We start from the raw sequence: 26,083 nt of genomic DNA, 5'->3' as shown, positions 1-26,083 counted from the left end.
TTTATATCGCCTCCATCTGGGCCTGAATCATCTGATAATATACGCCTTGTCGTGCCAGCAATTCCTGATGTGTTCCCGTCTCTGCCACTGTGCCGCCATCCATGACAATAATTCGATCCATATGCGGCATCCAGTGCAGACGATGGGTAGCCAAAAATACAAGTTTTCCTTCAAACAGCGGCAGCATCGTCTGTTTCAGTTCATACTCTGTTTCCACATCCAGATGTGCTGTCGGTTCATCAAGCAACAGGATGTTTCGTTTACTAAGCAAGGCCCTTGCCAGCGCCACGCGTTGCTCCTGCCCACCACTGAGCTGTCTGCCGCCAGCCCCAATTAGCTCATGCAGCCCACCGGATAATGAAGACAGTAGCTTGGTTAATCCAGCTGCGCTAATGGCCTTCGCCACTTCCGCATCCGATGCCTCCGGCATGTAGAAACGAACGTTATCGGCCAGGCTTCCACTGAAAATATACGGATGCTGCGGGATAGCTGCTGTCTGTCTTCGCCAGGATTCAAGCATATCCTGTGTCACAGGCTGTCCGTTGGCTAATACTTGGCCTGAAGTAGGCAGCTGAAATCCAGCCAATACATCAATCAACGTGGATTTGCCTGCTCCGCTGGCGCCAATAATACCGATTTTGCCAAGACCCATGATCTGAAATGTGACATCCTTTAGCGAATAAGGACCTTCATCATCATGCCGTACCTGTACATCCGTTAGAGCCAATCTGCTATTCTCATTCCAAGAGAACACTGAGGAAGAGGAAGAAACAAGCTCAGGAGTAGTAGAAACAGAAGCAGAATCAAGATGCCCCGCAGCCATTTTATCATTCAACACGACACGTATGGTCGAAGTGCCTGCTTTCCTTTTACCCGAAGATAACGATGATGCAGATCCCGTCCCATCCTCTGCCATGTCCGCATGCGCAACAACGTTTGCATAAGCTTCTTTTTGTTTCCGTTCAGCAGCTTTCCCCCGTTCAATCACTTGGTTGATAGCCGCTCCAGCTTCCTTACCGTCCAATGTGGCATGATAATCAGCGCCGAGCATACGTACAGGCAGGAAATATTCGGGTGCCAAGATCAGTACCGTCAGCGCAGGGCCAAGCAGCATATGCCCTTCTGTCAGACGTAATCCCAGACCAACCGCTACGGAAGCAACGGACAACATCGTAAAGAAATCGAGTGCAAACGAAGAAAGAAAAGCCATGCGCAGCGTAGACATCGTTGCTTTCCGATACCGCTGACTGACCCGCAAAATGGACCCTTCATGTGTTTTGCTCTGTCCCAATGTTTTTAGCGTTTCCAGCCCCCGCAGGGTATCAACAAAATGGTTGGCGAGTGCTTTGTAAGATCTGAATTGTCCGTCTATCTTACGCTGAGCTGCGAGGCCAATCAGAATCATGAATACGATCAGGATTGGGAGTGTCAGCATCAGAATAACCCCGGACATCAGATCCAGCTTGAACACATACAGCAAAATGACGATGGGTGTGAATCCTATGCCCAGCATGCGAGGAATAAATAGTTCCAGATACGTCTTGTATTGAGCTGTTCCCTCACGTGCCAGTGTGACCAGATGGCCTGTGCCCTCTGTCTTGGCATAACGCGGCCCGAGCCTGAACCACTGCTCCACCATCTGTCTGCGCAGATCAGTCCCTGTCCTCTCCGCATATCGTGAAGTCACGAGTTGTAACCAGAAGGATAGGGCGTAGCGGGCGGCAAAAGCAGCCAGGAACAGCAGCAGTACAGGGTACTGCTCCGTTACGGATGAACCTTCAAATAATGCCGTTATGGCCTGTGCTAGCCATTTAGCCTGCATAATGATCGTCATCGCCTGTAGCAGCACCAGCGCTGAGGCCAGCGCAAGTACCGGCCGGATGCCCGGCAGCTTCATCAGCCCCCGTCCCATATCAGTACTCCAGGTGGTGCTGCTCGTTCAGACGTTTGCGGAAGATATAATAACTCCAGATCTGATAGCCAAGAACAAACGGCAGCAATGTGCAAGCTACAATGGTCATTACTTTCAATGAATAAGCGCCGGATGCGGCGTTGTATACAGTCAGGTCATATGCCGCCCCAAAGGAACTCACCATCACTCTTGGGAAAAGTCCGATAAAGACCGAGGCAATGGCAATGGCAATCACTGCCCCAGTCATACCAAAAGCCCAGCCTTCACGCTTCTGACGAACAAAGTATGCCGCAAGTGCAAGCGAAACTGCGCCAAGTACAACCATGATCCAAAGAGCCCAGCCTCGTACGGCGAACACATCCGTCATGAAATACGTCATTAACGCGTAAACAGCGAGTAGTGCAGCCAGCGGCAGCATCAATTTTTGCGCTGTCTTCAAGGCACGCTCTCTAAGATCACCTACTGTTCGTAGTGATGCAAACAGCAATCCATGAACCAGACACAACAGGGTTACACTCAAGCCACCAATCACGGTGTACGGATTAACAATATCGAGGAATCCTGCACGCAACTGCATCTCCCCATCAATGGGCAGACCTTTCATCAATGTGGCAAAGACCACGCCGAACAGGAAAGGCAACAGCGCGCTGGAGACAACAATGATGATGTCCCATGTTTTGCGCCAGCGCTGCTGTTTTATTTTACTGCGGAATTCGAAAGCAACTCCGCGGCCAATCAAGGCGAGTAACACCACCACAAGTGGCAGGTAAAAACCACTGAACAACGTGGCATACCAGTGCGGGAAGGCAGCAAACATCGCGCCCCCTGCCGTAATCAGCCATACTTCATTACCATCCCAGAACGGACCGATTGAGTTAATCAGGGTCCGGCGTTCACGATCTGTTTTGGCAATAATGCCTGTAGACATCCCCACACCAAAATCAAAACCTTCCAAAAAGAAGAAACCAACAAACAATACGGCAATCAGCAAAAACCACAACTCACTTAGTGACAACGGAATAACCTCCATCCACGCCGAACGGATCGGCCGATTCATCGTGATCTTCTGGCTTCTCGACCGCAAACGGTCCTGCTTTGATCTCACGTACGAACAGGTATACCATCACGATTCCGAGAACCGTATACGCAGCGGTAAAAGCGATGGTCGAGAACAGGATCATTCCTGCGGATACGTTCGGCGAGACCCCGGCTTCGGTTGTCATATAGCCAAATACCGTCCATGGCTGTCTTCCTACTTCGGTCATAATCCAACCTGACGTATTGGCGATAAACGGCAGGGAGATGGCGAACACCATCAGACGCATAAACCACTTTCCAGCGACCTCCAGCTTCTTACGCATGGCTAGGAACGTACCGTATAGCGCCAATGCAATCATTAAACCACCCGCTGCGATCATAATGCGGAAACTCCAGAATGTTGTCCGTACCGGCGGGATGTAGTCCCCCGGTCCATACGTCTGTTCATACTCAGCTTGAAGTTCCTTCATACCTTTGACACTACCGGAGAACTTGCTGTAGGACAGATAACTGAGCAATCCGGGGATTTTGATCTCACCCGTACTCTCCTGTTTATCCGGGTCAATAAAGGCGACCACCGTCCATGGTGCCGGATCTTCTGTCGTTGTCCATGTGCCCTCACTGGCTGCCATCTTCATCGGCTGTGTCTCCACCAGATATTGCGCCTGGAAGTGACCCGAGAATGCGACGCCGAATGAAGAAACAAGAGCGATAATGATCGCGATATTAAACGATTTGCGGAAGATCTCCACATCCTGCTTTTTCATCAATTTGTAGGCACTGATCCCGGTTACGACGAAGGCCCCTGTCATCAATGCCCCAAAGATTGTATGTGGGAACTCGACGAGAAGCTGACCATTTGTGATGAGTGCAAAGAAATCATTCATCTCAGCTCGGCCGTTGTTAATCTCAAACCCAACAGGATGTTGCATAAATGAATTGGCTGCCAGAATCCACAGCGCGGACAGGAATGTGCCAACAAACACCAGCCAGATGCAGGCCAGATGCACTTTTTTGGACAAACGATCCCAGCCAAATATCCACAATCCAATAAATGTAGACTCCATAAAAAACGCCAGTAGCGCTTCAATAGCCAGTGGCGCACCGAATACGTCCCCGACAAATCGGGAGTACTCGGACCAGTTCATGCCGAACTGGAACTCTTGCAAAATACCTGTGACAACCCCGACGGCAAAGTTAATCAGGAACAGCTTGCCCCAGAACTTCGCCATCGTTTTGTAGATCTCCTTACCCTTAACAACGTACAACGTCTCCATAATCGCAACCAACAGTACAAGACCGATGGATAGCGGGACAAAAAAGAAATGGAAAATCGTTGTAAGTGCATATTGGATACGCGATAACATAATCGGATCCATACCGTTACCCCTTCTTTCTGTTCACTTCGCAGTATGCGTATCTGGCATTGAAGCTGCACCTTCGCTGTCTGTCCGCCAAATACGTTGATGAACGTATTGTGCCAGATTACCTATTTTATACATGTGAGAATTATCACAATCTTCGTCTCTAGAGCAAAAAAAAGTGATCCTGGTCACACAAAAGATAAAATTCAGCCTATTATCACAGCTTGCCAGCTTCATCTATTCATGGAAGATACTCATGTTTGGGACGGAATGCCCATATGTTAGTCTCAGGCATATCATGCGAAGTACCGTGAGGGCTTTACATATGAAGTGAAAGCATGAAGCACATGCAGAGCGAAGACGCTCCATATTACAGTCAAGGTGAGGTGAACTATTCATGGAAAAACCTGCACCACTACCAGGTGAAGACGCCGAAGCCAGCCTGGATAAGCCCAGTACAACACAGCCCACTGTCCGGTATGTTCTCTTCCCTCGCAAAGGAGGCTGGTCATCCTTTCCCTATCCCGATATTGCTGCACTGCTGTCGATCGAGGGAGAGGTCTACTATGTCAGCAGCCTGACGCAAACAGAAGATGTACCTCCGGTCATTACTGTCATCTCCCTCCCTGAAGCCGAACAGCTATTGCTGGAACCTCGCACCGTAGCCGTAGTCGCCCATCCCTACTGGCTAATGGCTACAGCTTCGCTGGAGCCTGAGCTATGTATTGCCCTGCTCCCTGAGCCTGCTGGAAACGAAGCAGAATCTCCGCTATGGGAGAGCAGTATTTCCAAACTCGTCGGCATCGCCGATCTGGTCGGCACATCCTCCGAGACACGTTATATGAAGCTGTTATTCCAAGGCGTACGTGCCATCTGGCTGGGCGGAGAAGACCCTGCACCTGCGGGTACGATGCAAAGGGATGATCTCGAAGTCCCTCTCCGGGACTACGAACTGCTCTTCTTGCATGCGCTGCGGCAGATCCTGTCAGGTACTCCAGATAGCGTCACCCTGCTTCAATGCAGTGTACGTGCCGACTTCTACCGTCAGCTCCGTGCCAAAGCAGGTGCACATGAGACGATATCCTTTTTGCTGGCAGCCTATGAGTACTTGCTTGAAGATCCGCGGGCCGTCCATTCGTTGCAAGAGGCCTTCACCCATGCGGTCATGAATGGTCGCAGTGATTGTGTGGTCTCCCATTATCGATTCCTGTCTGCCATCCATGCCCGGGCTGGACAGTTGGAGGACGCCCTGCGGGTGTATGGAATTAGTGCAGCAGATGAACAAGAACGGCATCATTATGAACAGTTATGTCGCTGGTTTGAGGCAGGAGAAGATCAACTTGTACGAGCGGAACTACTCCGTATGAACGATGATTACGGAAACGCCCTGCGTATCCTGGACGAACTTGGCGGAGAAACGGCGAGACATTGGAAATTCCGCATTTACCAGGAGACTGGACGTGTGGAAGAAGCACTGGCTCTGGTGCATGCAGTCGATATTCAGGATGATGCCAGTCGCCGGGATTATCAGCAATTATCCGGCAGTGCGCTGGCACTGCGAGGGGAACGACACGGGGCAGTCCGACATTTCCTTGAGACAGCACTGGAGGATGAAGATGCGCTGGCCCGGATTGTGGAGCTGGAGCTGTTGGATCATGCTGTACAGCAATTGCTTGGGGAGGTGCCATGATGCTGGACCCAAAGAAGCGTAGACAACAGTTGAATGGACCAATGGTGCACAGGGATATCCGAACTGAAACCACTTACACGCCAACCGAAACAGTCGATCGAACACATACAGACGCATTGGAAAATGGAGATCACACCCCGGATCATGCACAACCAACGCAGGACATCCGAAGCCAAGTGCATCACTGGAATGATTCACAAGGTCAGGCAGAACAGAATGCTGCTGTAACACAAGAGGAAACAAGTGTATTCAAAGAGCCTTTCTCCATTCATCGGGTTCGCAAAAGCAAAGGCAACAAGCTGACCGCCATGCTCCAGGTTCGCAATGAACGCGGCCGATACCTTGAAGAAGTATTGCATGATCTGAGTGAATTCGTGGATGAGATCGTCATTGTGGACGATGCCAGCACAGACGGAACACCGGACATATGCAAAGCCTATCCAAAGGTGGTCCGTCTGGAGGTATTGGAGAAACCACTGTTCGCCGAGGAATGGCGACTTCGCAACACCTTGTGGCAAGCGGCTGCGGGAACATGTCCCGACTGGTTGCTCTCAGTTGATGCGGATGAGCTGTACAGCTCAGAGGCCAAGAAAGCCATACGCACTCTGATTAATCAGGAGTATGCGGACTGGTTTGCATTCCGATTCTACGATATGTGGGGTGGCCGGACCCACTACCGGGAAGATGATCTCTGGTCTCTGCACAAACGGCATACCGCTTCACTTGTACGATATATGCCTGGATATCCTTATTTTTATCCACAACAGAATCATCATGTTCCCCGCCTCCCCTTGTCCTGCACGGTATTGCCTGGGGTCAGCACGGAATTGAAGGTTCAGCATCTCGGATGGGCAGGCAGTCTCGAGGACCGGGTTCGTAAATATTTGCGTTACAAGCGCATTGATCCTGGCGGTGAGTGGGGCAATCTTGCACATTACGAGTCTATTCTCGATCCGGAACCTCGGCTGATTCCCTGGAAGGAGGGACCGTGAGATGGGCGTGGTGAGTATTCTGACGCATAGTTTCACCGACGGGTACAACCGGGAATTCGGTCGTGTATTTGGTGGTGGACTGGAACGTTATATTCTGGATCTGTGCAGTGTCATCCGAGGACTCGGGCATATTCCCGAGGTTCATCAGCTCTCTTATTTTGAAGCATTCCAGACTCGGACGGAGCAGATTGACGTATTTGGTTATTCGTACGACATGGATAATGTACCGGAAGCCTTTGACCGGATGGCAGCAGCAGCGCGCGGCCCAGTGATCTATGCCAGCTGTCTGTGGCAACCCATCACCTACAAACCCGGCAGTCTTGGCATCTGTCACGGCATTAACTGGGATCGTCCCAGACTGCCACTGGAGACCAAACAACAAGTCGCGGAACATATTCAACTGGCTCTGGATGGACTCGTGCGCATTGTATCCGTGGATTCCCATTTCCAGACCTTTTGCCGGGCTGCGTGCACCTATACCGATCCAAGGCAGGTTGTCCTGATTCCCAATGCAGTGGATACATCCTATTTCACACCAGCCCCGCCAACACGAATCTTCGAGCAGAAACAGGAAGACGAATGGCTTGTCGCATGGAAGAATGATCTGGCGAGTCATGAAGAAAGTGTTGGTGCAGTTATATCAGGAGTGCAAGCTGTAGAAGGCAAGGATGGAACGAGAGGTGATGGAGCGAACAGTGGTAAGGCTAACAGAGATGGAGGTGGAGATACAGATAGCGATCAAGAACAAGAGGGGAAAGAAACGGTAGATTTCCATTTACAGTTATCGAAACGGGAAGAAGTCAAGGCAGATGGCGTAACGTATAGGTTTGCTCATAATCACCGGAATTCAAAGGATTGGGCTACGGAGATTCTGGTAGAAGCAGATGCTGAGTATCAGGTTAATGGTCCGATTCAGGGACAGGTTGAAAAGAAAACTGTGGATGCCCGTATAACCTCTCCCCGCCCAATTCGCATTATCTATCCACGCCGCATCAGCATGGAACGGGGTATTATTCCAATGATGCTGGCAGCGGATAAACTACTTGGAGCCTTTCCAGATCTGGAGATTGAATTTGCCGGGGAACTGGTCGAAGGCAGCACGGTCGGGAGAGTCTTTCGTTACTGGCATCGTACTCATCCACATGCGGAGCGAATTAACCAGCGCACGTATGATTTCCGGGATATTCGGGAGGCCTACCATCAGGCAGATATCGCCGTAATTCCAACCGTGTTCTCGGAAGGCACCTCCTATGCCTGTCTGGAAGCGATGAGCTGTGGACTTCCGGTAATTGCCTCCAATGTTGGCGGATTGAATGATCTGATTCAGGATGGTTTTAATGGGCTACTGGTACCTCCTGGTGAGCAGGAACTAACCGCTGCACTGGTACGTCTTGTACAGGATCGGGCCGAGCGAGAACGACTGGGAATCTATGCGCGAGAGACTGCACTGTCCTATGATTTGTCCAGGTGGCGGAGCCGGTGGAGCACGGTGTTGGAATCTTTTTTGGCAGAGACAGGATTAAAGGAGGGAATTCGGGGATGATGGATACGCCCAAGGCAACGGAATTCATGGAATCAAGATACATTCGGCAAAGTGACCCTAAAACGGACACATTGGTCTTCCCGCTGCATCCGGCATGGTGGAGCCGTCCCTACGAATATGAATGGGCCCGGCGATTTGCACGTCCGGACGATGTGGTCCTTGATGCAGCCTGCGGCATCTCCCATCCATTCAAATTCTGGCTTGCCGAACACTGCCGCGAGGTTCACGCTTGTGACTGGGATGAACGCATTTTGTCTGAAGAGGCGATAAGACTGGATATTGTTTCTGATTTTGGAGAGCAAGCCGCTCAGGATCTGCCAGAATCAACTCTCGACCGATTGCACCGTGCAAAGGCTAATCTGGCCCAGCTTCCGTACGAGTCGGGTAAGTTTGATCGGGTATTCTGTATCTCTGTACTGGAGCATCTGGATACGGGTACAATGCTACGAGCGTTTCGTGAATTCGCTCGGGTGCTGAAACCAAACGGACAGTTAATCGCTACCTTCGATGTGCCCGAGATGCGGCCTGATCTGCTGGAGACAATCATGGCTGTCACCGGATTAACCATTGAAGATAAGCTGAACGTGAACGAGCCGGACGATGCCATCTGGTCTGACATGTATGGCACGCCGATCCGCTGTTTTCGAGCGGTGATATGCAAAGGTTGAAACGAATTGGGTTACGTTGAGTTAAGTGCAGAGTGGAAGATTGAGGGCTTACGGGCTCGACCCATTAGCAACGGAACAATACACGGTTCGGGCAATGCTCCGATTACCGGTAGCTCCGTTGCTTTTGCAATTTCAATTGGATGGGCTAGTGCGGGAATATGTGGGGATGTACAGGGGTTGGAGGTTCGGGACTAGAGACTAGAAATAAGAGATTAGAGATTAGAGATTAGAGATTAGTGATTAGTGATTAGTGATTAAGGATTAAGGATTAAAGATTAAAGATTAAAGATTAAAGATTAAAGATTAAAGGAAATTATAGGTGTACCAGTAACATGTTGCACTGGTTGGTGTATTCATCAGCAGAGGCTGCGCCGGGTGCTGTCAGGCGCAACAGGGTTTGCAGGCCCGGCGGGATTGTCTTCGCCGGGTGACCTGTGGCGGCAGGTTGCCGCGCAGTGAGTTGGGCCAACTCGGCCCATTCACGCGCCAGGTTCTGCCGCCCGGCGAGCAGCGCGAGCGTGCCCGCGAGGAGCGCGTGAGCGGTGAGCTCCGAGGCGGACACTTCGTCCGCGTGGGGCTGCTGCGTGCCGTCAGGCGTGCCGCATAGCGCAAGCAGCCCTTCGCGGACGCTCGCGGGTGCGCGCAGCAACCCGCAGCGTGCCGCAGGCGGAAGCGCTGCAAGCAACGCCAGCGCGCCGCGAGGCGGCAGGGCTTGCAGCAGGCGCAGCCATGCGGCCCAGGCGCCTACGCCGGCGAGCGCTTGCGCAGCCGGGAGCATGCCGCTAGGCGCGGGCGCGGCTGGGCCTGCTGGCGTTGCGCCGCGGGACGGGCCGCCTGGCGCTGCGCCGCGGCGCGGGCTGCACGCCAGGCCGCTGCTGCTGCGCGCCAAGGCCCCGCGCAGCAGCAGCGCCTCGGCGGCGTGGGCCTCGGCAGGCAGCGCTGCCTGCTGGCGAGCCGCCGCTCGGGCGTTGCGCCCGCCGGGCTGCTTGTGGCCCAGCGCCCACAGCGCCAGGGCCGCCTCTGGCCCGTGCTGCGCATGCGCCGCCCAGGGCTGCAAAGCCGCCCGAGCCGCGGCGTCCTCACCCAGCTGGGCCAGCGCAAGCCCGGCGGCCAGCGGCTGTGCCCGCAGCGGGCCAGCCAGCGCCGCCGCATGGCGCAGCAGCCACTCCGGCCGATGCGCGGCAAGCGCGGCCGGGATCAACGCTTGCCATGCCGCAGGTGGCAAGCTTACCCGAGCGGCAACGCTGGCGATGGCATGCGGCCGCCCTGTGGCTGCGGCCAGCAACAACAGCCGCTGCCATGCAGGCAAGCTGCTGGGTTGCATGCTCAGCGCCGCCGTGTACGCGGTTTCTGCCTCTGCCCAACGGCCAGCCCGCTCATATGCCATGCCTTCCAGCGTCAGGCTACGATAGGTCCCAGCACCAGAGACTGATGTATACCTGCTGGCCGTGGAAGCAGCTGATTTAGCCTGTTTTAACCAATTCAAGGCCACGTCCTCTCTCCCTTGATCCAGTTCAAGTACAGCACCAAACTCCAACAAATCCGGAAAATCCTCATACAGGGGCGCCCATGCTTCCACTACAGCAAGCGCCCGTTCCGGGCTGCCAATCTCTCGCCAGGCGTAAGCCGTTTTCAGCACCAGATCCGAGTGATATCCACACTCCGGCTTAAGCTGTGCCAATAATGGCTGTAACAAACGGAGTGCTTCATCATACTTCGCTTGCTGAAACCATTCGGCGGCCAGAGCATATAACAACTCCGGTTGATCTCCCTCCTGATTCAACGCGGAACGAATCAACTGCATGTTCCGTGCGCCTTTATTTTTGGCGGTAATCACCTGCTCCAGATATCCGTAATGAATGACTTCAAGTCCAGAATGAAGCACACCTTGCGGAGCCAGAGCCATGATGGAAGAAGCAATCTCTTCATGAATTCTGCCCTGAAAGGCAATTCGGGGATCATTTCGGAACAAACGACACACCACATCCGTCACATGCTCTTCACCGGACACACCCAACAGACTTGTGACCTGTATCCAGTATCCCCACACGTCATCCCTACTTGCCGCTAACAACCGCACGAGTTCTGTCTTCATCTGAGGGGTCTGTACCCATACCTCATCCGCATCAAGCACCAGAATCCACGGTTTCGTAGCAGCGGCCAGTGACAGATTACGGGCTTCACTGAAATCTCCGTTCCATTCCGTACGAATTACAACGGCCCCATGGAGACGAGCAATTTCAGTTGTATCATCTATCGAACCTGTGTCCACAACGATGATCTCATCCACAACATCCCTGACTGCATTCAAGCACCGCTGGAGTGACAACGCTTCATCCTTCACGATCATACACAAGCTAATCCCTATGCCCATATTCATCACCACCCCTCACCAAAGGAGTTCAGCCGCACCCATTAGCCCGCTGAATTAAGTTGAACTCCCGCTGCCTGATCCCTCTCAGCTCTCAAACCCGTCCGCTCCCGGCAACTCCAGCCGAATATGCTGAACGACAGGCCAACAACGGTGCCGCTGTCCATCTGCATGCTGAGCGAACACCTCCAGATGATGGTCCGCAGCACTGACCAATCCTTTCACCAGCCAGCTTGTTCCCGTCAGGGTATCCGAAGCCCCAGGGAACGACTCAATGTCACTCACCTTCCCGTTTTCCTTTTTCCCTTCCATCTCTTTCTCCTTCTCTCCCATTCGAACGCTCTGTTCCACCGATAATCCTTCTCCAGCCAATTGCTGTCGACACATCTGAATCAGGCTATGCAGCTCTTTCCATCTCCCTGACTGTACACATCCTTCCATCATCAGTCCGAGCGCCTGCCAGCCATCATACTCTGCTCCTGCAACCGTTCCGTCCATACCTGAGTCCGTGTCCTTCTTCTTTGTCGCTCTCAGACCAGCAATTCGTCCTGTCTGCACATCAGGTTCTTCATTCGTTCCTTCACCCACCTGCGAACTAAGCTTCAACCACAAGGTTAATGGATCATCTCCGTTGACTTCCTTGCCTTCTATCCACTCCAAACGTTCGAGCCATCGTGCAGACGAGATCGCGAGTAGCCCTTTTTTCCGTTGCACAGGTTCCAATTTCAGACGTGCCTTGTTCCATCTCCCCTGTTGGATTTGGAGCATCGCCTCCGCCACAGATAAACGCTCCCTCATCTCTGCGGAAGGTTGTGAAGATATACCCGATAACAATTGCAAAGCCGCATCATAACAACGGGATTGCTCCAGAATGCCCAATACTTTGTGTGTAGCCTCTTCCGAACTGAGTGCAAAACGCTCCCTCACCAGCTCTGGAATCTGATGTTCCTGCCCGGAGACTCGCATAATTCGAAATATCCGATAGAGCGGAGGTAACAGACTCGATTTGGCACGTACCGCTTCCACGTAAGCATCTACCGCCCCCTCCAGATCGGCCCTTCCTTCCAGTAATCGCCCTAACGTATACCACGTCTGATAGGTGCCGATGCCTTCTTCCGTATGATATATGGGTGGAGGTGGTCCCATGCGAACAGCTTCACGCAGCGAATATTCTGCCCGATCTGCATCACCCAATGCGTCCGCACATACCCCGCGATGGTGCATCAGATCCGTGTACTCTGGAAAGAGTTCAAGCGCAGCATCAATGCGATCTAATGCCTCCTGCCAGCGATTCAGATGCTGGAGACAACGAACTTCATATTTGAACAGCAAATGCGCGTAACTGGTCACCGCAGGATCAATCCCCATCCGAGCCACACCAAACGTCTCCAAGGCCCGCTCCGCTTCCCCCACACGCAGATACTCGACACCCAGATTATAGTGATGGAACGGTTGATTAGGTTCTTCCTGCACTACCTGTTGCAGCAGGCGAACATTGCGGTTCACCTTATCTTTGCGCTCCACAATCGCCGTCTGATACCCATAATGATGGATGACCATGTCCGTCACATGAAAAGCAGCCTCTGAATTCCTACGGCAAATCGCCGCCGCAATCTGCTCATGAATTCGACCTTCGAACCGATGCTCCGGGGCATTACGGAAGAGACGCAAAACCGGATTCACGGTAACCCCCTGCTGACCCGTACCTGTATAGTTATGAATGTTTAAAAACAATCCGTCACATCCGCTGACCAACGTCCAGCTCCTGATCTGCTCCCGCGCAGCCCTATCGAGCGCCTCGTCCGCATCAAGAAAGAGAATCCAATCGCTGGAAGCGCGCTCCAGGCCAGCATTCCGTGCTGCGGCAAAATCTTCGCACCACTCAAATCGCACAACCAACGCGCCATATTGCTGCGCAATCTCCGCGCTGCGATCCGATGAACCGGTGTCCACTACAATAATTTCGTCCACCGCTCCCTGGACACTGGCAAGACAATGAGGCAGTAACTCTTCCTCATCCTTCACGATCATGCATAGGGAAATTCGTTCCGCTCGCAAGCTGATTCCTCCTTTCCTTTGCATGGAAAAGCGTACGCCACGGGATGCCTTCGGTCGTTCGCAGCCTTTGTTCCAGAGCATTATGTTGTGCAGCGAGTACCCCTGAAGACGGAGAACGAACCAATTCCTGCCGAATCGCCTCCATTGCCAATTGCAAGTAACATACAGCTGCTCCAACTCGAGCCTGCCACATATCAGGCTCCCGCTCCAGAGCCTGCTCGAACAGAGAGAGCGCTTGATCATTGTGGCCTTTGGTATACAGCGTTTCACCCAGCCAGAATAACCCTTCGGCATCCAGCTCACTCTCGGTCATACACTGAATCAGGATGTTCGCGGCTACCATGGTATACCCGTGACGATACAGCAGACTTGCAAACTCCCGTCGTAAAGTTACAGCCGTTCCCCAATGGTCACGCATCATCATGGCCCGCAACTCATGCAGTTGCTCAGCAAGTGTAAGCTGACCTGTCTTTACGGCTTGCTGCACAACCTTTTCTGCTACCATCTCTGCCTGCGGACCCCATTGCATAAGCTTTTGTTCTTGTGAAGCAGGTTTCATGCTTCGCGGCTCTTTGGTTAACTGATCCAGCAGTCGATCCATGACCTTCCACACGTTCTTTTCTTGTGGAAGCGTAGTTGCGAGGAATGCCTCGGATAATCGTAATCCGTTGGTCCAACAAGCCAGTGCCCAATCCATTCTGTGCTCAGCCGGCAGATTGACTTCATGCACACACCCCACGCTCCAGTGTTCTTCTGCCAGTTGCAGCGCTTCGGAAACCCTATTCGCACACAACATCCAATGTATTTGATCCGCTACATGGATACGAGCAGTACACGAATCTGCATTCAGCATTTTCAATGCCTGTTCATATGCTCCACAGCCTGTTAGAACATAAATCATTTGCACCAGATGATCCTCATTTGTCACTGCATATGAATGGGGCATTTCACCACGAATCAAATCACCGTGATCTGACTCTCCGATTCCTCTGCTTCTGGAAAGTAATGTTTCTGCTATGTTCTCATCCGTTTCACCGGATTGTTGCAGCACGTCTGCCAACCCGGCCCATGCCGGAGCATATGTGAACATGCTGTCCAGAGCCAGCCCGTACAGATGTGCAGACTCTTTATAGAATCCCCGTTTCTGTGCAAGTCTTGCCATCGCAGTATAGGCTCTGTAACTGTTAGAACCCGCTTCCGTTACATATGACGCGTCTAACGTGCTACCGCCATCACTGTGTCCAACACGGTCTATTCCCTCCCGACAGTCCGTTGCTCGAGCATACGATTGATATGCACGCTCCTCCAAACCTTGCAGCTCCAACGTCTCTCCATACAACAGGTGCAGATCAGCATAAGATGGATAACGCTGTCTTTCCACAGCCAGAATTGCATGCGCCTCGTCGTAACGTTCCGATCCCACAAGGGTCTTTGCATAATCTCTAACCAGTGTAGGTCGATATGGTGCGAGCAACTCTGTCAGGTGTAATGATTCACTGAACGCTTCAATTGCCTTTTCGACCTCACCAAGCTGGCAATACGTTACTCCCAGATTGTACAGGTGAAAAGACTGTTTCGGGTCATCCTGTAATTCACGCTCAATCAGCTTTAAATTACGTCTTGGCTTATGCTCTTGCGCAATCGTTGAAGCCAGATATCCATCATGAATCAGACATAGTGGAGCAAGCGGTTCAGTCTCGATCAATTGGCTTTGTTCATCGGTATAGGTCTCGCTCTTATTCATATCAGCAGCCTCTTCCTGGGTAAGCTCGCTTGGGCCGCTACGAACCAATTGCTCATGAATACGCCCCTTGTATCGATATCCCTGATGAGCACGGAACAGCCTCACTGGCTGAGAGATAACGCTCTCTTCTACCCCTTCGCCGTATCGATTTTCTATGGTAATACGTAATCTGGTAATGCTTTTATGGACTTTAGGTAAATAATTCAGCAGTTCTTCCAATCCCTGCGTAACGTACTCATCCGCATCCAAACACAGGACCCATTCCGTGCTCGCCAGAGGCAGACTGATATTTCGTGCATGGGCAAAGTCATCTTGCCAGCAGGCGTGCAACACCGTTGCTCCGTACGTTCTGGCGATCTCGGGTGTACGGTCAGATGAGCCGGTATCGGTGATAAAACATTCCGTGCTGATATGCTTCAAGCTGTCGAGACAGCGGGGCAGGTGATGTTCTTCATTTTGCACAATCATATGAATTCCAAGTAAACGGTTCTTCAAATGCAACCACCTCCAATACAAAAAAGTACATGAAGTCCACCAAAGGAACTCCATGTACCTATATGACAAATAAATGGGTTATGTGCCTTGTCCATTGAAGAACACATCAATCGTGCTTGGTGCGCCGATTAGGCTGGAGCGGTAGGAAAGACGCGTGTATTTGAGAAAACGCTGCGGTACCAATACATCGACTGACCCGGACAAAATGCCCGTTACCGTCGTTACATCCGTGTACCAGTTTGTTCCGTTGGCGCTGATCTCAACAAGAGCATCTACCCGGTTTACACCCGGCCCCCGGTTATATACAAAGAAAGAATACGTGCCAAATACACTGGTCGTAACCGCCGGGAGCGCTGTGAAGGTGTTGGCGGTCGGGGTGCTTATGAGTTGGGACTCCTGAAAACTCTTCTGTGAAATGGACGTCACACTGCTAAGTGTTCCCGCGGTAATTGTAGCACCGAGCACGCTGGTGATTGTACCATTCAGCAAGTTCGTCAGGGTTCCTGCGGTGATCGTTGCCCCGAGTACACTCGTAATCGTACCGTTCAGCAGGTTCGTCAAGGTACCAGCAGTTACGGTTGCGCCAAGTACGCTTGTAATGGTTCCGTTCAATAAGTTCGTCAGGGTCCCGGCTGTAATCGTTGCTCCCAGTACACTCGTAATCGTACCATTCAGCAAATTGGTCAACGTACCCGCTGTTACCGTTGCGCCGAGCACACTGGTGATCGTTCCGGCGGTAATCGTTGCTCCGAGTATACCTGTGATGGTACCTGCTGTAATCGTGGCTCCAAGCACACTTGTGATCGTTCCGGCGGTAATCGTTGCTCCCAATACACTTGTAATCGTACCATTCAGCAAGTTCGTCAATGTTCCTGCGGTCACCGTGGCCCCAAGCACACTCGTGATCGTTCCCGCCGTAATCGTTGCTCCCAATACACTTGTAATCGTACCATTCAGTAAGTTCGTCAATGTTCCTGCTGTTACAGTTGCCCCGAGCACACTGGTGATCGTTCCCGCGGTAATCGTCGCTCCCAATACACTGGTGATCGTACCATTCAGCAAGTTCGTCAGTGTTCCTGCGGTCACCGTGGCTCCGAGCACACTCGTGATCGTTCCGGCGGTAATCGTCGCTCCCAATACACTGGTGATCGTACCATTCAGCAAGTTCGTTAGTGTTCCTGCTGTTACAGTTGCCCCGAGTACACTGGTGATCGTTCCCGCCGTGATCGTTGCTCCCAATACACTTGTGATCGTACCATTTAGCAAGTTCGTTAATGTACCCGCTGTAACTGTGGCCCCAAGCACACTGTTGATCGTACCTGCCGTGATCGTCGCTCCAAGCACACTCGTGATGGTTCCGTTCAGAATGTTGGTAATGGTTCCGGCGTTAATTGTAACCGTGGTCAGACCTGAGATGTTACTGATCGTTCCGTCCAAAATAATACCAACCACGTTCCCGCTTGTATCCGTTCTGACAGGCTGGGCTGTGCCTGTACTATCCTGGCCAAAAATCAACGTTCTCAGATTATCCGGATTCGTATTAAACGTTGTAAAGTTAGGCATGTGCCTCGTCCTCCTCCCTGGTCAAATCTGTGAGATCATACTCCCTTATGGCATACGCTGTGCCTGAAAGTAAACATCGAGCCGGGTCGGCTGATCCGGTTCAACGGATCGAATTGCAAGCCGGGTATAGTGCAAAAATCGCAATGGTACCAGCGCTTTGGTCTGGCCTCCCGCGACCACCTCCTGGCTGTCCACAGCATAATCCACGGCATTGGGGCTGATCTGGATCTGTACAAGAGCCGGATGTTTTCCCCGATTCACAACGCCATAGGTATACATGCTGAGTGATGAGGTGTCTTGTGCCGGGAGTGAATCCATGCTGCTACTGGTTTCGGCTCCGACATACGTATGCTCTGTAAAACAATGAATAGCACCAGGGAGTTTCGTACGTGAGGAAGCACCCTGCTTGAACCGGGGACGAGTAATCCGGGAACAAGGGGGTTTCAGCAATTTAGCGCGGCAGGAATGACGGGAGCGGCGGCGACTGACATATTTAGTTGGTTGCTTCGTTCTCTTCTTGCTTTGCTTCGCTGTTCGACTCATCTCGATTTCCCCTTAAAAAATGTGCTTACGCATCGTATGCCCGGATTGGATATACGGGCACGGCAACCGCCGTTATTTCCAGATATACGGCTCAGTCCCCAATCCATTTGCTTCTTTTCACATACACTGCAAGTACAATGAAATGCGAATCAAGAGGCACCCTTCGTAATCAAAAGCGGACTTTTTGAACAACCTCTATAAGTTAATCTGGTCTATGGGAGGTGGATGAGATGACCAACTATAATGTATTCAACCAATCTAATCGTCCCCTGTTTACTCAATTGACCAATACCTTCTCAGCCCCAGGCATTGAAGCGTCACCAGACAGCGGTGCAGCTGCTGCAGGCAGTTTTTTTGCCCTGACGACCAACAATACCTTAATTCCTTCCAACCAGAGTCTTCTTCTACAGATCCTGAATGCGGCCGGTAGCGGCCGAACAATACGTATATCCAGCCTCACAGGAGGCACAACAGCGGCAGCTACTCTTGTTATCTATTCAGGAGGAACCGTGACTGCTGGTAGCACACCCGTGCCCGTCAATACGTTACTTGGAAATACCAACGCCAGTGTAGTTACCACAAGACAAAATACAGGTACCCTGGGGGGTGCCTTCACGAGCATTGCAAGTATTCCGCTCACTGCAGGAATGTATTCATTGGGTCTGAATGGCTCCATTATTGTTCCACCGGGACAAACATTATCCATTAGCGTAGGCACGGGGAATCAGACCGCAGCCATTAATCTATTCTGGTGGGAATTCTGAGTTTGATCCTGATAAAAGGAGGTGCACACTGTGCCAAACAATAATGTATTCAACCCGTTAAGCCAGCCCGTCTATACGTCCAACACCAACACGTATATTTCTCCCGGTATTGTTGCACCTCCAGAGAATAATGCTGGCAGTACAGGCAATCTGTACAACGCAGGTTCCACCAACTCCACAACACTAGGATTACTGGGAGGAACGGTGATCGCCACCGTACAATTAGCTAATCCCGCAGGGAGTGGGAAAACCCTATACGTATCGCGGCTCTCTGGTGGAATTACGGTCTCACTCAATCTGTTATCTTCCTTCAGCGGTTCCATGAGTCTGAGCGCTAATGGAACACTGACATCGCCCACCACACTCACGCCGGTAAACAGTAATCTTTCCAGCAGCAATACCAGCGTAGCCACGGTACGGTTCTCTGCTGCTACACCTTCAGGAGCGACCCCATTGATGGCTATGCCCCTTCAAGCAGGGCCGTTTCTGTCCAATGAATTTGGCCGTTACGTGGTTCCTCCGGGTCAAGCCATTAACCTCTCTGTCAGCGGATCACTTTCGGTTGGTGGACTGATGGCCTCCACTGCTTATTTTGCTTGGTGGGAAGTGTGATTCGTTCATCGATGTATAACAAAGGCAACGTGCAAATAGCCGCCTTCGGATGAGTACCGAAAGCGGCTGTTCTTTATATTGGAGATGCAATGATGATAAAAAATGTTGTCCGATTCCCGCACACACGAACAAGTGTTCCCTTATCTTAACCCAGCACGACACGATCATCTGCCATCTTTTTGCCGCTAATCCGTTCGAATTCACCAAGCAACTCAGGTACAGTCAACGTACGCTTGCGCTCTTCGCTGACATCCAGAATAATTCGGCCCTTGTCCATCATGATCAGACGGTTACCCAGACGAATGGCCTGCTCCATATTGTGCGTCACCATCAATGTAGTCAGTCTCATCTCACGCACAAGTGTCTCTGTTAGTTCCGTGATCAGTTCGGCACGTGAAGGGTCAAGGGCTGCCGTATGTTCATCCAGTAGCAAAATCTGCGGCTGGGTAAACGTAGCCATCAACAGACTGAGTGCCTGTCGTTCACCGCCAGACAAAAGCCCCACTTTTGCATTGAGACGCTTCTCCAGTCCGATTCCCAGCTTCTCCAGTTGCGTGTTGAAAATCTCACGTCTGGCACGGGTAACTCCGAAGCCCAGTCCGCGTCCTTTGCCACGTTTATATGCCATCGCCATATTTTCTTCAATGGACATATGTGGTGCTGTACCTGCCATCGGGTCCTGAAACACCCGGCCAATCCAGCTGCTGCGTTTATGCTCCGGCAGATTTTTAATGGAGCGGTCATTGATCAGTACATCGCCCATATCCGGCTTCATCACACCCGAAATGATGTTCATCAACGTGGATTTACCGGCTCCGTTACTGCCAATCACCGTCACAAAATCTCCCGGATTCATCGTCAGATTCACGCCAACCAGCGCGGTCTTCTCATCCGTTGTACCTGGGTTGAACAGCTTGGTTACTTGCGTAATCTCCAGCATGATCACATACCTCCCTTCGCCTGATGACCCCCGGATCGCATCAACTCTTCTGTTCGTTTGCGAGCCAGACTTCGCTGCTTCATGGAGCGCTGCATCGTTGGGAATACAAGAGCAATAATGACGATCACCGCGGTGATCAACTTCAGATCAGATGTATCGAACCATTCGACTTGAAGGGCAAGCGCGACCACAATCCGGTAAATGATTGAACCAACGATCGCTGCAAGTGTAGCCCAGAATACCGTTCTTGCACCAAGAATGGCCTCACCGATAATCACGGAAGCCAGTCCGATAACGATCATACCGATGCCCATCGTGATGTCCGCAAAACCTGATTGCTGTGCAATGAATGCACCAGACAGTGCAACCAATCCATTGGATAAGCTGACACCTACAATCGTAGTCACATCCGTATTTGCACCAAAGCTGCGAATCATGCGTTTGTTATCACCTGTCGCACGGAGTGCCAGTCCAACATCTGTTTTCATGAACAGATCGAGCATGATTTTAAACACCAGCACCACGATGATAATTAACACCATGACATGCTCACCTGAGAATGGATTATCCATACCCATAATGGATTTATTCGGTGCGCCAAGAATACGCATATTAATGGAGTAGAGCGCGATCATCATCAAAATCCCGGATAATAATCCGTTGATTTTGCCTTTGGTATGAAGCAGACCTGTACAAGCCCCAGCCACCATGCCGCCAGCCATTGCCGCCAAACAGGCAAGCCAAGGAGAGAAGTCATTGGAGATCATAACCGCCGCGATTGCGCCTCCTGTTGTAAAACTTCCGTCTACGGTAAGGTCAGGAAAATCGAGTATGCGGAACGTAATATATACACCAAGTGCCATCAGTGCATATAAAAGCCCCAGCTCGATCGCCCCTTCAATTGAATTCCAGCTTATACTCACACTACTTCCTCCCTGTCTATCGAAAAGAATGAGGCGAACCCGTTGCATGTTCGCCTCGCATCCATACTGCCGGATTACACTCTGGTCAGATTATTGAATCAATCTCATAACTCATTAAATTTATGAATTGATTCTATTGAATAATGTTGTTTTCCTGGTCTTTTACTTCCGCTTTCATCTCATCCGTAACCGTGATACCTTGGGCTTCAGCCGCTTTCAGGTTCAGGATCAGATCCAGTTTGTCCGGAACGGTGACTTTCATATCACCAGGTTTTGTACCATTTTTCAGAATGTCCGCGGCCATCTCACCCACCTGATATCCATGGTCATAATATTTGAAGCCAACGGTTGCGAAAGCTCCTTTTTCAACGGTATCCCGATCACTGGAGAAGAACGGAATTTTATTACTGTTTGCCGTTTGGATGATCGTATCCACCGCACTCACAACAGAGTTATCAAGCGTGATGTAGAAGGCGTCTACTTTGCCAACCAGAGAATCCGTTGCCTGTTTTACTTCAGATGTATTCGTAACTGGTGCTTTCACCAGCTTGATATTATGTGTTGCCAGCGCTTTTTCAGCGTTATCTGCCATAACCACCGCATTTGGTTCACCTTCGTTAATGACCAAGCCCACCGTTTTCACATCCGGCAGATTTTTGGCGATAAAGTCAGCCAATTGTACAATGGCCTCTGGATTCGTATCCGATGCACCTGTAACATTGCCGCCCGGCTTGTCCATATCGGTCACCAGTTTGGCACCCAGTGGGTCTGTCACTGCTGCGAACAACAATGGCTTGTCCTTCACTTGTTGAGCCAGAGCCAGCGCAGATGGTGTTGCGATGCCGAGTACGAGATCATTTTTGGAATCACCTGAGATTTTCTGTGCAATGGACAGGTTGTTCGTCGAATCACCTTGCGCATTATTGTAATCGATTTTGAGGTTCTTGTTCTCTTCAATGCCCGCTTCCTTCAGGGCTGCGATGAACCCTTCACGTGTAGCATCCAGAGATGGATGTTCAACAATCTGCGAGATGGCAATCTGATATGATTTTTCCTCGCTGCCTCCACCTGTTGTAGTCCCTGATCCTTCGGATTCCGAGCCTGTACCGCTGTTATTTCCGCAACCTGCTGCAACGATCATTGAAGCAACCATCATCAGTGACATCCAAAATTTCTTTTTCATGTGTGAGAACCCCTCTCCATCTTATAAAATGTGGTTACCCTTATCGAGATTCCATTGACACGATAGGGCGGGACAAAACAAACGCTTCAACGCACTGTTGCTTTGATCGACAAAAGCAGACAAATATAGAATTTTCTCATGCGACTGAAGTCCATGACCCGTGTTGGTGTTTTATTGTTCCCCTAATATTAAGGGGCGTCCCGATATCCGTCAATGGTTGAACCGCTTCCAATTTAGTTTCATCGTATGGTTGTGATAGAAAACATTACATAAAGAAAAAAAAGCAACCCGCAAGTTATGCGAATGGCTCGTCAAGAAGCTGTAATGTGCTTAACGCTTCACGTTGACCAGCTGTACCAAGCCAACGTGTTAGCGCCAAACAATAAAATTGCCCTTTCTCCAATGCTAACGAACCCGAGACATCTTATTGGGGGAATAATCACGATATGCAAATCCTAACGAACCTCACACTCGTTATTCATTCTAATATTAGAATTCGATACCGAGAATCGGCCAAATTAAGCAAAATAGCGCCTTTACGATTCGTTAAATTTTGAAAAGATCTTTGGAGAGGAAAATAGCGTCTACAGGGTTCGTTAGAGAAATTTCTTTCATACAGTTTCACGTAACGCAGGATATAAAAAAAGAGATGGCCTCGACGAAACTCGATACCATCTCTTCTTCTTTACACTTTGAATATCTTTTATTATCTTTTTTTCAAACTCTCACCCAGTTAATTTCCCGACGCTTCGCGAATCTCATACTTGCACCTTTTACCGCCATCGGCGTAACATTCTGTGCGCTCCACCTCAGCTTGAAGTAGCGAGCGAAACAGTTCCAGTTCACAGCGGCAAGCCTGCTTGTAGACACTCGCAACTTGTACAATCGGGCAGTTCATTTCCGTAATGACGTAAGTTCCATCGTCTTCTCTGGACGCATCCGCCATATATCCGTTGGCATTCTGGATTCGAGCGAGTTCCTCCACCCGTCCAGCCAGATCCTGGCCCTCCATCTGTGGCAATCCGCTGCGAAGCAACTTGTCCCGGCGACTCTCGAACAATGCATCTACCACACCGCTCCCGGCTGAGTCAGACAATTCTTCAAGAAGTTCCAGCGTAAGGGACGAATATGATTTTGGAAAAAAGCTGTCCCCGCGTACCGTCAATTGGTACACCGAGGACGGACGTCCGGCCGTAGCCCGGGCCTCCCGAACCTCAATCCAGCCGTCCTGCTCCAGTGCCGTCAGATGACGGCGAATGGCCATGCCGGTCAGACCCAGATCAGCTGTCATTTCCCTCGCGGTCAATGTACCTTGCTGCTTCAGCATGAACAAAATCCGTTCACGCGTCGTTCGTTCCTCTTCGCGCTTCACGATCAGCACCTGCTCTCCTGCTTATGCGTGTACCGGTGCTGCCTCCCGGCAGGCATCCGAGCAAAAGCGGTTATGCGTCTCTTCGCAATCCTCACAGCTTACATGCTGCAGGTTGCAGGTTGGACAATTAATATATCGGTCATGTGTCGTTCCACAGTGATAACAGCTGGCAATGACAATATCCTCTTCTGTCCGGTTAATCGGTACAGAGATCCGCTCGTCAAACACGTAACACTTACCATCGAATAGATGGCCTTGTACTTCCGGATCTTTACCGTACGTGACAATACCGCCGTCCAATTGAGCCACATCCTGGAATCCTTCATTGATCATGAACCCGGTCAGCTTCTCGCAGCGAATGCCGCCAGTGCAATAGGTAATAATCGTTTTGTCCTTCATGTCACCCAGGTTCTCCCGAATCCACTCCGGAAACTCACGGAACGACTCCACATCTGGACGGATGGCCCCGCGGAAATGACCAATTTCGTATTCATAATCATTGCGACCATCGATAACGATAACGTCATCACGTTGTAGATGTTCATGGAACTCTTTCGGCGAAAGGCGTTTGCCGCTAGTCACATTTGGGTCAAGTTCATCTTCCACACGGAAGGTTACCAGCTCTGCTTTGTGACGAACAAAGATTTTTTTGAACGCATGCTCCTCGACATCATCAATCTTGAACACCATGTCGCTGAATAGCGGATTAGCCAGCATATCTTTCATGTACTGTTCCGTCTGTTCAGGCGTACCGGATACGGTACCGTTGATGCCTTCGGATGCGATCAGAATACGGCCTTTCACACCCAGGTCCTTACAGTATTGTAGATGCTCTTGTGTAAACGTCTCGGGGTCTTCAATCTTCACGAACTTATAATATAAAAGCACGCGGTACGCGCTGTTACACATGTATATCACCTGTTCCTATTCCATGTTGTTATTGGCCGGATCATCCGGCAAGACGACTACGTTGCAACCTTACTTCTAAAAAAGAAAATAAACAGCCGCCCGAAACATCGTCTCGAACTGCTGCCTGACATTCGACTTTTATTCCTGCATTCTAGTTTATCGGAAGCGGAACAGCTTAGTCAATATAAATGTATAGAAAGGCATGAAAGATATGGAACATATCTTTCTGCACCATTCACCCTATTCCGAGATCGTAATGACCGAGGTTACAAAGTGATACGATTCATTCTCCAATACCGCCTGTGATAACAGGATTTTATTTCCTTTCGGGCTCCAGGCGAGTGGGTCAGAAGCGTTGTCCATATCGGCCGAGATCTGGAACTGTTCTGCCGACTCTGTGTTGGAGACAAATAGCCCTTTCTCATTATCATTCTCAGAATTGATGGTGTATGCAATCTTGGAATCATCACCCGACCAACTTGTGCCGAAAATCTGTGTGCCTCTGGCGAGTGTAGCCTTCTCATTGCCTTCCAGATCGGTGAGCACCAGCGCCCGTTTGGTATCCGCTGTTCTTTTCACAATCGCAAGCCTTGTTCCATCATTAGAAGGGATGACCCACTCCACACTTTTCAGCACCTGTTTCACGTCACCCGTCTTCGCATCGTATGCATTCAACTGGCCATCTTCGCCCGTAATATAATAGAGCATATTGCCTGACATCTTGATACTCCGTACATTGAAATTACCTGTCTCCACCAGCACTTTCGTTGTGCCATCTACACTTGCCGAGATCAGATCACCCTTCATATTGGGGAAAACGACATGTTCATTATCCAGCCACGCTCCCTCTTGGATGAATCCATCCTCCTTACCCGCAGGGGTTGTCTCCCCGTTATGCAGGTTCAGGAAGTAGCCTTTGCCCGTATTTTCCTCCGGCTCGCGGTAGAACAGGTACTGACCATCCGGTGATACCAGCGGTGCACCCAGACTGGCTTCACTTTCTTTGAGCGGCGTGTCTGTACCTTTCGTCAGATCATACATATATAAGTTATGCGGGTATCTTTCCTGGCCTTCAACCGTGACGGGTTTCAAGGACTTGTTCTCCTTGTCGGATACAATCGAATCATCACTAAGCCATGCAATTCCGCGCATATTCGGCAATTTATCAATCTTCTCCAGCTTGAAGCTCTGGTACACGGACGTGTTGGTATTATCTTTTACCGTAATATCCGTGCCCGTTTTCCCGCCTTGTGCGTTGCCCCCCGGCTCCGTTGTTCCCCCGCATGCCGCTGTCGTTAACAGGGCAATGGCTCCGAACGTGCCCATAGCTGCTTGTTTCCAATTCATGATGGTCCCCCCTGGTTTCTCTTGCTATAGACCAAGCATATACATCGTATAC

General features: G+C 50.9%; 20 protein-coding genes. 6 read left to right on the top strand and 14 right to left on the bottom strand.

Annotated elements, in window-relative coordinates; translation table 11 throughout:
• Position 1: 1 nt before the first annotated feature.
• The 3 genes from cydD to PAEAM_RS16290 are packed head-to-tail and all read right to left on the bottom strand — an operon-like array spanning position 2 to position 4,329.
• Positions 2-1,912: a thiol reductant ABC exporter subunit CydD gene (cydD, locus tag PAEAM_RS16300; RefSeq protein WP_100528256.1), complete on the bottom strand. Its 1,911-nt coding sequence runs from the start codon at positions 1,910-1,912 to the stop codon at positions 2-4.
• A 1-nt stretch (position 1,913) separates the two neighbouring features.
• Positions 1,914-2,969 (bottom strand): cytochrome d ubiquinol oxidase subunit II, encoded by a 1,056-nt coding sequence (cydB, locus tag PAEAM_RS16295; RefSeq protein WP_243391384.1) that lies wholly within the window; start codon positions 2,967-2,969, stop codon positions 1,914-1,916.
• On the bottom strand, positions 2,914-4,329 hold the full coding sequence (locus PAEAM_RS16290; protein WP_047840834.1) for a cytochrome ubiquinol oxidase subunit I: 1,416 nt from the start codon (positions 4,327-4,329) through the stop codon (positions 2,914-2,916). Before PAEAM_RS16290 ends, cydB begins: the two co-directional genes overlap by 56 nt.
• A gap of 382 nt (positions 4,330-4,711) precedes the next feature.
• Between PAEAM_RS16290 and PAEAM_RS16285 the strand changes: the two genes are divergently transcribed.
• The 4 genes from PAEAM_RS16285 to PAEAM_RS16265 are packed head-to-tail and all read left to right on the top strand — an operon-like array spanning position 4,712 to position 9,207.
• Positions 4,712-6,004: a tetratricopeptide repeat protein gene (locus PAEAM_RS16285; protein WP_100528254.1), complete on the top strand. Its 1,293-nt coding sequence runs from the start codon at positions 4,712-4,714 to the stop codon at positions 6,002-6,004.
• The gene (locus tag PAEAM_RS16280) at positions 6,001-6,996 is read left to right on the top strand and encodes a glycosyltransferase (RefSeq protein ID WP_243391383.1); all 996 of its coding nucleotides are present in this window, start codon (positions 6,001-6,003) and stop codon (positions 6,994-6,996) included. Before PAEAM_RS16285 ends, PAEAM_RS16280 begins: the two co-directional genes overlap by 4 nt.
• 1 nt (position 6,997) lies before the next feature.
• Entirely contained in the window at positions 6,998-8,539 is a 1,542-nt protein-coding gene (locus PAEAM_RS32355) for a glycosyltransferase family 4 protein (RefSeq protein WP_243391382.1), read from the top strand.
• On the top strand, positions 8,536-9,207 hold the full coding sequence (locus PAEAM_RS16265; RefSeq protein WP_100528252.1) for a class I SAM-dependent methyltransferase: 672 nt from the start codon (positions 8,536-8,538) through the stop codon (positions 9,205-9,207). Before PAEAM_RS32355 ends, PAEAM_RS16265 begins: the two co-directional genes overlap by 4 nt.
• 313 nt (positions 9,208-9,520) lie before the next feature.
• Here PAEAM_RS16265 and PAEAM_RS16260 read toward each other — a convergent pair whose 3' ends face one another.
• From PAEAM_RS16260 to PAEAM_RS16240, 5 genes are all read right to left on the bottom strand, one after another.
• A complete protein-coding gene (locus tag PAEAM_RS16260; RefSeq protein WP_165789948.1) occupies positions 9,521-11,557 on the bottom strand; it encodes a glycosyltransferase in 2,037 nt (678 codons plus the stop codon).
• Positions 11,558-11,665: 108 nt separating this feature from the next.
• The gene (locus PAEAM_RS16255) at positions 11,666-13,636 is read right to left on the bottom strand and encodes a tetratricopeptide repeat-containing glycosyltransferase family 2 protein (RefSeq protein WP_165789947.1); all 1,971 of its coding nucleotides are present in this window, start codon (positions 13,634-13,636) and stop codon (positions 11,666-11,668) included.
• Positions 13,593-15,875 carry a glycosyltransferase gene (locus tag PAEAM_RS16250; protein ID WP_165789946.1) on the bottom strand — a complete coding sequence of 761 codons (2,283 nt, stop codon included), beginning with the start codon at positions 15,873-15,875 and terminating at the stop codon, positions 13,593-13,595. The genes PAEAM_RS16255 and PAEAM_RS16250 overlap by 44 nt, the downstream gene beginning before the upstream one ends.
• 78 nt (positions 15,876-15,953) lie before the next feature.
• Entirely contained in the window at positions 15,954-17,438 is a 1,485-nt protein-coding gene (locus PAEAM_RS16245; RefSeq protein ID WP_243391381.1) for a DUF6385 domain-containing protein, read from the bottom strand.
• Between the two features lie 45 nt (positions 17,439-17,483).
• Positions 17,484-17,981: a DUF6385 domain-containing protein gene (locus PAEAM_RS16240; protein WP_091012617.1), complete on the bottom strand. Its 498-nt coding sequence runs from the start codon at positions 17,979-17,981 to the stop codon at positions 17,484-17,486.
• Positions 17,982-18,211: 230 nt separating this feature from the next.
• On the opposite strand from PAEAM_RS16240, the gene PAEAM_RS16235 reads away from it, so the two are divergent.
• Complete coding sequence (locus PAEAM_RS16235) at positions 18,212-18,745, top strand: hypothetical protein (RefSeq protein ID WP_100528248.1); 534 nt, start codon at positions 18,212-18,214, stop codon at positions 18,743-18,745.
• Positions 18,746-18,775: 30 nt separating this feature from the next.
• A complete protein-coding gene (locus PAEAM_RS16230; protein ID WP_100528247.1) occupies positions 18,776-19,357 on the top strand; it encodes a hypothetical protein in 582 nt (193 codons plus the stop codon).
• A gap of 145 nt (positions 19,358-19,502) precedes the next feature.
• Here the strand turns inward: PAEAM_RS16230 and PAEAM_RS16225 are convergent, their stop codons facing one another.
• From PAEAM_RS16225 to PAEAM_RS16200, 6 genes are all read right to left on the bottom strand, one after another.
• A complete protein-coding gene (locus tag PAEAM_RS16225; protein ID WP_100528246.1) occupies positions 19,503-20,297 on the bottom strand; it encodes an ABC transporter ATP-binding protein in 795 nt (264 codons plus the stop codon).
• A gap of 2 nt (positions 20,298-20,299) precedes the next feature.
• Positions 20,300-21,160 (bottom strand): ABC transporter permease, encoded by an 861-nt coding sequence (locus PAEAM_RS16220; RefSeq protein WP_051154091.1) that lies wholly within the window; start codon positions 21,158-21,160, stop codon positions 20,300-20,302.
• Positions 21,161-21,353: 193 nt separating this feature from the next.
• A complete protein-coding gene (locus PAEAM_RS16215) occupies positions 21,354-22,403 on the bottom strand; it encodes an ABC transporter substrate-binding protein (RefSeq protein WP_047840843.1) in 1,050 nt (349 codons plus the stop codon).
• A gap of 733 nt (positions 22,404-23,136) precedes the next feature.
• Positions 23,137-23,784, bottom strand: a complete 648-nt coding sequence (locus PAEAM_RS16210) for a helix-turn-helix transcriptional regulator (RefSeq protein WP_081745846.1) — start codon at positions 23,782-23,784, stop codon at positions 23,137-23,139.
• 12 nt (positions 23,785-23,796) lie between these two features.
• Positions 23,797-24,684, bottom strand: coding sequence for an oxygen-dependent tRNA uridine(34) hydroxylase TrhO (gene trhO, locus PAEAM_RS16205; RefSeq protein ID WP_036606654.1), 888 nt, complete (start codon positions 24,682-24,684; stop codon positions 23,797-23,799).
• A 240-nt stretch (positions 24,685-24,924) separates the two neighbouring features.
• A complete protein-coding gene (locus PAEAM_RS16200) occupies positions 24,925-26,031 on the bottom strand; it encodes a TolB family protein (protein WP_100528245.1) in 1,107 nt (368 codons plus the stop codon).
• Positions 26,032-26,083: the final 52 nt, after the last annotated feature.

It is taken from the genome of Paenibacillus sp. GM1FR, from assembly GCF_002803315.1.
In the GTDB taxonomy this organism is placed as follows: domain Bacteria; phylum Bacillota; class Bacilli; order Paenibacillales; family Paenibacillaceae; genus Paenibacillus; species Paenibacillus amylolyticus.
The sequence above is the reverse complement of the archived record's forward strand: the minus strand, read 5'-3'. Positions and strand labels throughout refer to the sequence as shown.